General features: G+C 42.8%; 7 protein-coding genes. All 7 read left to right on the forward strand.

Features of this window, described 5'->3' with window-relative positions:
• On the forward strand, positions 1 to 730 hold a 730-nt coding region (locus tag Q0340_RS09230), incomplete at its 5' end, for a hypothetical protein (protein WP_298083070.1).
• Entirely contained in the window at positions 730 to 2,814 is a 2,085-nt protein-coding gene (locus Q0340_RS09235; protein ID WP_298083071.1) for an alginate lyase family protein, read from the forward strand. The genes Q0340_RS09230 and Q0340_RS09235, both read left to right, overlap by 1 nt.
• A complete protein-coding gene (locus tag Q0340_RS09240; RefSeq protein WP_298083072.1) occupies positions 2,807 to 3,955 on the forward strand; it encodes a glycosyltransferase in 1,149 nt (382 codons plus the stop codon). Before Q0340_RS09235 ends, Q0340_RS09240 begins: the two co-directional genes overlap by 8 nt.
• A complete protein-coding gene (locus Q0340_RS09245) occupies positions 3,952 to 5,055 on the forward strand; it encodes a glycosyltransferase (protein WP_298083073.1) in 1,104 nt (367 codons plus the stop codon). Before Q0340_RS09240 ends, Q0340_RS09245 begins: the two co-directional genes overlap by 4 nt.
• Complete coding sequence (locus tag Q0340_RS09250; RefSeq protein WP_298083074.1) at positions 5,052 to 6,176, forward strand: glycosyltransferase family 4 protein; 1,125 nt, start codon at positions 5,052 to 5,054, stop codon at positions 6,174 to 6,176. Before Q0340_RS09245 ends, Q0340_RS09250 begins: the two co-directional genes overlap by 4 nt.
• Positions 6,169 to 7,533: a mannose-1-phosphate guanylyltransferase/mannose-6-phosphate isomerase gene (locus Q0340_RS09255; RefSeq protein ID WP_298083075.1), complete on the forward strand. Its 1,365-nt coding sequence runs from the start codon at positions 6,169 to 6,171 to the stop codon at positions 7,531 to 7,533. Before Q0340_RS09250 ends, Q0340_RS09255 begins: the two co-directional genes overlap by 8 nt.
• Before the next feature lies 1 nt (position 7,534).
• On the forward strand, positions 7,535 to 8,845 hold the full coding sequence (locus Q0340_RS09260) for a sugar transferase (RefSeq protein WP_298083076.1): 1,311 nt from the start codon (positions 7,535 to 7,537) through the stop codon (positions 8,843 to 8,845).
• Positions 8,846 to 9,084: the final 239 nt, after the last annotated feature.

A 9,084-nucleotide genomic window follows, 5' to 3' on the forward strand; every position in this document is an offset into this window, starting at 1 on the left:
ATCATCATTAAGCCCGCAATTTATCATTGATAAAGTTTTTTTAAATAGAGAATTTAATGGAATTTTTTCGGTTTATCAAAAAATAGCATCAACTATTTATATTATGTTTGATCCGCTTTATATAGTTTTTTCTCAGAGAGTCCTTAAATTGTATAAGGAAAAGAATTTTATTGGAATCTACAAGATGATGCTTAATATAATTTTTAACGGATATGGATTTATGATGTGTATTTTTATTTTAGGTTCATATTATGTAGTATATATATTTGCTGGAGAGAAATATATAGAGTATCAGCACTTCCTATTCATATTTTTATTCAGCGGATATTGCACATTGATTTCGAGAATTCTTGAATTAAATATCCAGATTTCTGGGAAAAGTCATTATTTTTCTTATTTGGAGATATTTGTAGGAGCGCTAAGCGTATCTTCTCTTTTGTTTTGTGCATATTATTTTGATTTTTACTTCTTTATATATTGTATAGCGGTTATTTCATTTTTTAGATTCGTTGTATATATGATAGTTTCCAAAAAAATATATCCAAAATTATTTTTAGGGTATTTTTATTATTTGTTATTTTTATTCTTTCCTAGTATAATTTATATCTTTAAAATACTTGACATGATATCGGAAGTTTTATTATTTTTATTAACTCTGATTTTTTATAGCTGGTTAGCTATTAGGGCAATTAAAGAATATAAAAGCTGTCCGCGCATAGGGGAAGCATAATGTTATATTATCTAAAGCGACTATATTCTACTCCATTTCGCATAGTTTTGATAAAGTTATTTAATAAAATAACTGTTTTTTTAAATAACTTTATCAAACGTCGCATTGATTTTATAAATAAAAATACTCACATAAATTTTAATATTCCGATTATAAAAAATAGCTATATAAATACAAAAAAACTTGACCTGTCAAATATAGATCCTAATGTCGCAAAATATCTATCTAAAATGTACATCGAGCATAAATTTGATCTGCTCGGTAGCGGCTGGGTAAAAAATAGCTATGATAGCGCGGTGCTCGGGCTTGAGAGCTACAAATACGATATGAATGTCGCGGCGCCCGCGAATGTGCCAGAGGGCTACGAGCCGATCGATTGGCAAAAGGATTTCAAAAGCGGCTTTCGATGGAGCGAAAAAAAATGGTACAAAGATCAGCGCATAGCCCATAAGCCCGGCAGCGATATAAAGGTGCCGTGGGAGCTTGCGAGGTTGCAGCACCTGCCGCAGCTTGCTATTTTTGCGATGGCGAATCCGAGCTTAAAAGAGCGAAATTTAAAAGAATTTAAAAACCAAATTTTAGATTTTATCAGTAATAATCCGCCTAGAATGGGCGTAAATTGGACCTGCACGATGGACGTGGGTATCAGGGTCGCCAATATGCTGGCGGCTTACGATATGTTTTGCCAGATGGATGAGGGCGGAATTTTAGATCAAAATTTTAAGCAGGCCTTTTCAAATAGCGTCTACGAGCACGCTCTTCATATCGTAAATAATCTAGAATATTCGCCGCATCTTACGTCAAATCACTATCTAAGCGATATCGTGGGTCTGCTGTATGCTTGCGCGTATTTGGACGGCAGCGGCGAGATAGACGCGTGGCTGGCATTTGCCCTCCAAGAGATAATTAGCGAAATGAAAAAGGAATTTTACGAAGACGGCGGAAATTTTGAGGGCTCTACGAGTTATCACCGCTTAAGCGGCGAGCTGATGGCGTATGCTACGGCTCTAATACTGGGTTTAAAAAGCGAAAAAATTTCATCGCTAAAAAATTACGATGCAAAGCTTTGGCGCAAAAAGCCGAAACTCTTGCCACCGGATGAGCAGGAATTTAAAATTTTAAACGGTCAAATAGCGCTGCCGCAGTGGTTCGTGGACAGGCTGTATAAAATCGGCAGGTTTACTGCGGACACTACAAAGCCAAACGGCGAAGTGCCGCAATTCGGCGATAACGACAGCGGCAGGTTTTTTAAATTTAGCCCAAACGGCGAGTTTTTGAGCAACGAACAAGCCGCGCGAAAATATCTAAATTTAAGCGGTTTTGGGCGCGGTAGCGAGCCGTTTTGGGACGAGAATATCTTAAATCACTCCGCGCTAATTAGCTGCATGGGCGGGATTTTTGACGATGAGATATTTAAAAACGATATGCGCTTTGAGAGGAGTTTTACGAGAGCTCTTGCGGGACGCACGCTGCAAGTAGGCGATAAAACATACAAAAGACAGGCCGCCTCGGGCGTGAAATTCGGCGAACTGCCGTACCGAAAAAGCATAGAATTTAAAATTCCAAATTTGCAAGAGATCAAAAATATATTTTATCCGGACAGCGGAATTTTTATCTTTAAATCTGATAAATTTTACCTCGCTATCTGCGCTACGCCGCTTGGACAGAATGATCACGGCGGACATACGCACAACGATAAGCTGGGCTACGAGCTGTGGATAGACGGGCTGGATATAGCAAGAGATCCCGGCACCTATCTTTATACGCCGCTCCCCGGCAGAAGAAATGAATTTAGAAGCATCAAGGCTCACAACGTGCCGATCGTGGAAGATCTGGAGCAAAATAGTTGGGGCAAAGGGGCGATAGGACTATTTGGAATGTTCGCAGAATGCAGGTGCGAAGTGGAGGAGTTTGGAGAAAATTTTATAAGCCTTGCCGCAGAATACAAAGGCGTAAAAATTATTAGAAAATTTGAGATAAAAGGGGACAAATTGGAGATTATCGATATGGCAAATAGGGAATTTTATTATAGTAAATTTGGGTTATATTCAAATGGGTATGGGAAGTTGATGAAAAATGTCTAAAAAAGTTTTAATGGCCGTTGCGAATTACTATACTTCGCCGTTTCAGGTCGGCAGTCATCACTATGCCAGAGCGTTTGAAAAGCTAGGGTATGAGGTGTTTTTTATCTCAAATCCCATCTCGCCGATACATAAAATTTTTGCAAATAGTAGCGAATTAAAAGAGCGGGAAAGGATTTATAACAAAGGAGGCGAAAGTGCGGGGGGCATTTTTTATTATGTTCCACATTCTCTTTTTACACCTCAAAATAGACCATTTTTATCGTCAAATTTTGTTTTAAATAATTGGCAAAATTTTACGTATCCAAATTTATTAAATTTTATAAAGAAGCGGGGTTTTGGCGAAGTTGATATATTGTGGTTCGATAGCCCATTGTTTGGTTTTTTGCTAGATACCATAACTTATAAAAAATCGATTTTAAGGATAGCTGATTACTCAAAAGGCTTCGGCGCGGTTTCGGACACACAGTTTGACGCCGAGATAAAGATCGCGAATAAGGTAAATGCAGTCATTTATACGGCGAAAAATTTAAAAGAAAAATACGATCAAATAAAAGATAAATCTAAAATGCACTATCTGCCGAATGGTATCGATTTGGATTTTTTTAGGACCGCCGATAGGTCTTTGCCGCAGGAGCTTGAAGATATCTCTGAGCCTAGGGTAATTTACGTAGGGGCAATACACGATTGGTTTGATGTGGATTTAGTGTATTATTGCGCTAAAAATTTGCCAAATTATAGTTTTATTATAATAGGTCCGGAGCAAAAAGATCTATCCTTGCTTAGGAAGCTAAAAAACGTGCATATTTTAGGCTCTATTCCATACGCTAAAATTCCTGCGTTTTTATATAATTCGCAGGTGGGCATAATTCCTTTTAATGTTAAAGATTATCCTGATTTAGTAAATAGTATAAATCCGCTAAAGATGTATGAGTATCTAGCTTGCGGATTAAAAGTTGTTAGCGTAGAGTGGGAGCAGATTAAGGATATGGCTAATTATGTACATTTTGCGGGAGATAAAGAGGAGTTTTTAAGCTGTATTTCAAACAAAGAAGAGAGACGAGCTCTTGATCTGGAAAAAATGACGTGGCTAGGCAGGCTTAAGGAGTTGCTTGCCAGTTTGCCACCGAAGAAAGAAAAATGAAAATTTTATTTATTACGCTTAGAGCTGATCACGGAGGAGGGCCAAAACACGTCGATCTGCTTATAAATAATTTATCCAGCGAGATAGAGATATACCTTGCTTGTCCGCAAGATAGGCCTTATTATGATCTGTGGAACGAGTCAAAAAAGGTTAAAGATATATTTGCTCTGCCGCATAGGAAATTTAGCGTAAAAAAGCTCCTTGGACTGAATAAATTCATAAAAGATAAAGATGTAAAAATAATTCATTCTCACGGTAAGGGTGCTGGCATCTATTCGCGGATACTTAAAATTTTAAATCCAAGGCTAAAAATAGTCCACACTTTACACGGCGTTCATATCGGAGAATACGGTTTTTTGAAAAGAAATGCATATATTTTTTTAGAGCGATTTTTAGCACTATTTACCGATAAATTTATAAATGTCTCAAATAGCGAAAATAGCGTTTGTTTAAAGCTTAAATTATTTAAAAAAAGCAAGAGCGAGGTCGTATATAACGGCATAAAAGCTCTTTTAAAAGACGATAATGCCAAGATAAAATTTGATCTGTCAGGCAAAAAGGTAGTTAACATTATTTCAAGATTTGAATATCAAAAAAATATGGGTTTGGCGTACGAGATAGCCAAAAAATTTAAAGACAAATCAAGTATCGTTTTTTTATGGCTCGGAAACGGCGACGATAGGGTAAAATTTGAATCTATGGCGCAAAAAGACGGCGCAAATATAATCTTTACGGGCTTTACCGACGAAGTGCCCGCGTATCTATCCGCTACGGATGTCTATCTGTCTACTTCCAGGTGGGAGGGGCTACCTTATGCGCTCATAGAGGCGCAGTCGCTCGGTATCCCGATAGTGGCGACAAACGTCGTGGGAAATAACGAAGTCGTAGAAAACGGCAAAAGCGGATTTTTGTTTGAGGACGCACAGCAGGCGTGCCGAGATATAGAAATTTTATTAAACGATGAGAAAATATACGGTAAAATGCAAGCCGAAGCGTTGCTAAATTTTAAAGATAAATTTGATATCGGCGTTATGATTCGTAAAGTGGAAAAGATTTACGAGCAGATATTTGAAAATAGATCAACTAGGGAGCCGCAATGAAAAAAGCCCTTATCCACGACTGGTTTAGTACCTATGCAGGAGCTGAGAAATGCGTCGAGAGTTTTACCAATATATGGGATGATTTTGAAATTTACAGCCTCATCGACTTTTTAAGCGGCACCGACCGGGATAAAATTTTAAAAGGCAAGCGCGCCCAAACGAGCTTTATCCAGAAGCTGCCATTCGCAAAGGACAAATACCGCAACTACTTGCCGCTATTTCCGCTTGCGATCGAGCAGTTTGATCTAAGCGGCTACGACGTCGTGCTATCCAGCTCGCACGCCGTCGCAAAGGGGGTGCTGACGCACTCAAATCAGCTTCACATTGCCTATGTACACACGCCGATCCGCTACGCGTGGGATCTGTATCATCAGTACCTGCGCGAAAGCGGGCTGGATCGCGGTCTAAAGGGCGTGCTGGCGAAGTATTTTTTACATAAAATTCGCCTCTGGGACGCGAGCGCCGCAAACCGCGTGGATCACTACGTCGCAAACAGCCGCTACATCGCGCGTCGTATCAAAAAAACTTATGGCAAGCCCAGCGACATCATCTATCCGCCCGTGGATGTGGATAAATTTACGCTGCGCGAAGCCAAAGAGGAGTTTTACCTCACCGCCTCGCGCATGGTACCGTACAAAAAGATCGATCTCATCGTAGAGGCGTTTTCGCAGACGGATAAAAAGCTGCTCGTTATCGGCGACGGGCCCGATATGGCCAAAATAAAATCAAAAGCTGGTAAAAACATTGAGCTTCTGGGCTTTGCTAGCGATGAAACGATGACGGATCTAATGGGGCGGGCAAAGGCGTTTGTTTTTGCCGCTGAGGAGGACTTCGGCATTACGCCGGTGGAGGCGCAGGCATGCGGTACGCCGGTGATCTGCTTCGGGCGTGGCGGCGCCCGCGAGACGGTGCGCGATGGCGAGAGCGGACTGTATTTTATGGAGCAAAATGCAAGGGGACTGCTCGCCGCCGTAGCTAAATTTGAGCAAAATTATGATAAATTTGAGCCTGTAAAAATCAGAGAAAATTCTTTAAAATTTTCGCGCGCGCGCTTTGAAGCCGAGATCAAAAGCTACGTCGAGAAAAAATATGAGGAATTTAAGGACGGCCTAAATGACTAATATAATCCTAAGCGGCGGCAGCGGCACGAGGCTGTGGCCCATCAGCCGCACGCTTATGCCCAAGCAGTTCGTGCGCCTCTTTGACGACCGCTCGCTTTTTATGATGAGCTACGAGCGAAACTCTCCGCTATGCGAGAGCACGCTCGTCGTCTCGAACGAGCAGCAGTATTTTTTGGCGCTCGATCAGCTTGAGGCCTTGGGCGCGCGCGGCGTAAAATTTCTTCTCGAGCCCGTCGGCAGAAACACGGCTCCTGCGATCGCGCTTGCGTGTTTGAGCTTAAAGGTCGAGGAGATCGTTTTCGTAACGCCGAGCGATCATCTAATTAGAAATGAGACGGCGTATAAAAACAGCGTCTTGCGCGCGCGCGAGCTTGCAAAACAGGGGTTTTTGGTGACGTTTGGTATCAAGCCCACGGAGGCAAATACGGGCTACGGCTATATCGAAGCAAGCGGCGAGGACGTGTTAAAATTTCACGAAAAGCCTGAGCTTGCGGCAGCGCAAAGCTACATAGCGGCGGGGAATTTTTACTGGAACAGCGGCATGTTTATGTTTAAAGCCGGCGTATTTTTGAGCGAACTAAAATCGCAAAGTCCTGAAATTTACGAAGCCTGCGTCCGTGCGCATGAAAATTCTAATGCGGAAAATCCGATTAGAATTAAACTAGGCGATATGCAAGAGATCCCCGCAGATAGCATCGATTACGCAGTTATGGAGCGCACGAGCCTTGCTAAGGTCGTGCCCGCAGACATCGGCTGGAGCGATCTGGGAAGCTTCGATAGCTTAGACGCCGAACTGCCTAAAGACGCGAACGGCAACACCGCTGGCGAGCAAAATATTACTCTAAATTCTAAAAACAATCTCATCATCGGCTCGGGCCGCACGATAGCCGCCATAGATGTCGAGAATCTTGCTATCGTCGATACCAAGGACGCCCTGCTCGTATGCAAAAAAGGCTCTACCCAAAAGGTAAAGCAGGTGGTAGAGCGGCTGAAGGATAGCGATCTGGCGCGCGTGCACGTAACGACGCACCGCCCGTGGGGCAGCTACACGGTGCTCGAAGATGAGCGCGGCTACAAGATCAAGCGTATCGTCGTAAAGCCCGGCAAGCGGCTATCGCTGCAGAAGCACTACCATCGCAACGAGCACTGGATCGTCGTTAGCGGCACTGCGACCGTGACTGTGGGCGAGCGAAATTTCTTGTTGCGTGAGAACGAATCGACGTTCATTAGAATGGGCGAGGTTCACCGCCTCGCAAACGAAGGCAAAATCCCCGTCGTGCTAATCGAGGCTCAAGTCGGCAGCTACACTGGCGAGGATGATATCGTGCGTCTGCAAGATGATTTTAATAGGAGCTAGGATGAAAAAGCAACTCTGCGTTTTGATAATCTTGGCGGTCGACATTTTCGGCATCTGGCTTTGCTTCGGGCTTGCCGTGGTGCTTAAAAATTTGCTCTACGGCGATAGCGTGCTGCTGGACATCGGCAGGTATCAGGGCTTCGCGCCGTCCTATGTCATAATGATATTTCTATTTTTTTATCAGGGGATCTATTCGAGGCGGTATGATTTTTGGCACGAGAGTAGAATTTTAGTGAGAAGCTGCTTTTTTGGGCTTTTGCTAAGCCTAGCGTTGCTTGCTTTAATCAAAGTCAATTACGAATTTTCGCGTGCCAGCTTTATTTTGAGCTTTGCCTTTATGGCGGTGGTTTTGCCGCTTTTTAAGCTCGTAACGAAAAGGAGGCTTTTTAAATTTGGCCTATGGCGAAAGAGGGCGAAAATTTTAGGCGAGGGCGAGGAGTTTGAAAGCGCCGTCTTAGAAAGCGCGTATTTGGGATACGTTAGAGCTCTTGGCAACGATTACGACGTGCTGTTTATCGGCGGAAGCAGGCTTGGTGCGGAGGCTTTGAACGAGCTTATCGAACATAACATCAGAAAAAACAAAGAAATTTTATTTACCCCCGTGCTGCGCTCATACGATTTTACGCAGGCAGATATTTACAGCGTTTTTGCCTCGCGCACCAGCCTCTTTGCGATACGAAATTCTCTAAAAAGCCCTTTAAATTTAGCGCTTAAACGCGGGCTTGATTTGGCGCTAATTTTCTTAGCACTTCCTTTGCTGGTGCCGATTTTTGGCGTAATCGCGCTGATGATGAAGCTAAAAGAGCCCACGGGGCGCATATTTTTTTCGCACCAAAGGATGGGATTTGGTGGCAAGCCATTTGGGTGTCTGAAATTTCGCTCGATGAAAGAAAACGGCGATGAAATTTTAGCTCAGTATCTAAAGCAAAATCCGCAAGAGGTGGAGTATTTTGAAAAATATCATAAATACGAGCACGATCCGCGCATCACGAAGCTGGGCGATTTTTTGCGCAAAAGTTCGCTCGATGAGCTCCCTCAGCTGATCAACGTCCTAAAGGGCGAAATGAGCATCGTAGGCCCTCGCCCGTGCGCGCAATACGAGCGCAAGGATATGGGCGAATACGCAGATCTAATCCTGGCCGTCAAGCCCGGCATTACGGGGCTTTGGCAGGTGAGCGGGCGCAGCGATGTGGATTTTGCGACCAGGGCGGGCATGGATGCGTGGTATATGAAAAACTGGTCGATCTGGAACGACATCGTCATTATTTTAAAAACCTTCAAAGTCGTTTTGGCGCGCGAAGGGGCAAGCTGATCGGTTATCGAATCCTTAAGGCAGGTTCTTTTTTGAGATAAATTTTAAATTTAATACGGCGCTTTGACCAAAATATTAGAATCGCTCGGGTTAAATTTTGCCACAATTAAAATACATATACATAATAATATAATCGCGCGGCAATAGCTAGTAATTTGTGGCGCAAAATTTGAAGTTCTGAAATTTTATTTCGTACCTGCATGGAAATAAGACTACGCGAAAATGATGCGAATTTAATG

It is taken from the genome of uncultured Campylobacter sp. (assembly GCF_938045595.1).
Classification (GTDB): domain Bacteria; phylum Campylobacterota; class Campylobacteria; order Campylobacterales; family Campylobacteraceae; genus Campylobacter_B.

Bases quoted from the DNA above. Each gene is read 5' to 3' on its own strand.
- Q0340_RS09235 (WP_298083071.1), top strand. From the start codon at position 730: ATGTTATATTATCTAAAGCGACTATATTCTACTCCATTTCGCATAGTT.
- Q0340_RS09240 (WP_298083072.1), top strand. From the start codon at position 2,807: ATGTCTAAAAAAGTTTTAATGGCCGTTGCGAATTACTATACTTCGCCG.
- Q0340_RS09245 (WP_298083073.1), top strand. From the start codon at position 3,952: ATGAAAATTTTATTTATTACGCTTAGAGCTGATCACGGAGGAGGGCCA.
- Q0340_RS09250 (WP_298083074.1), top strand. From the start codon at position 5,052: ATGAAAAAAGCCCTTATCCACGACTGGTTTAGTACCTATGCAGGAGCT.
- Q0340_RS09255 (WP_298083075.1), top strand. From the start codon at position 6,169: ATGACTAATATAATCCTAAGCGGCGGCAGCGGCACGAGGCTGTGGCCC.
- Q0340_RS09260 (WP_298083076.1), top strand. From the start codon at position 7,535: ATGAAAAAGCAACTCTGCGTTTTGATAATCTTGGCGGTCGACATTTTC.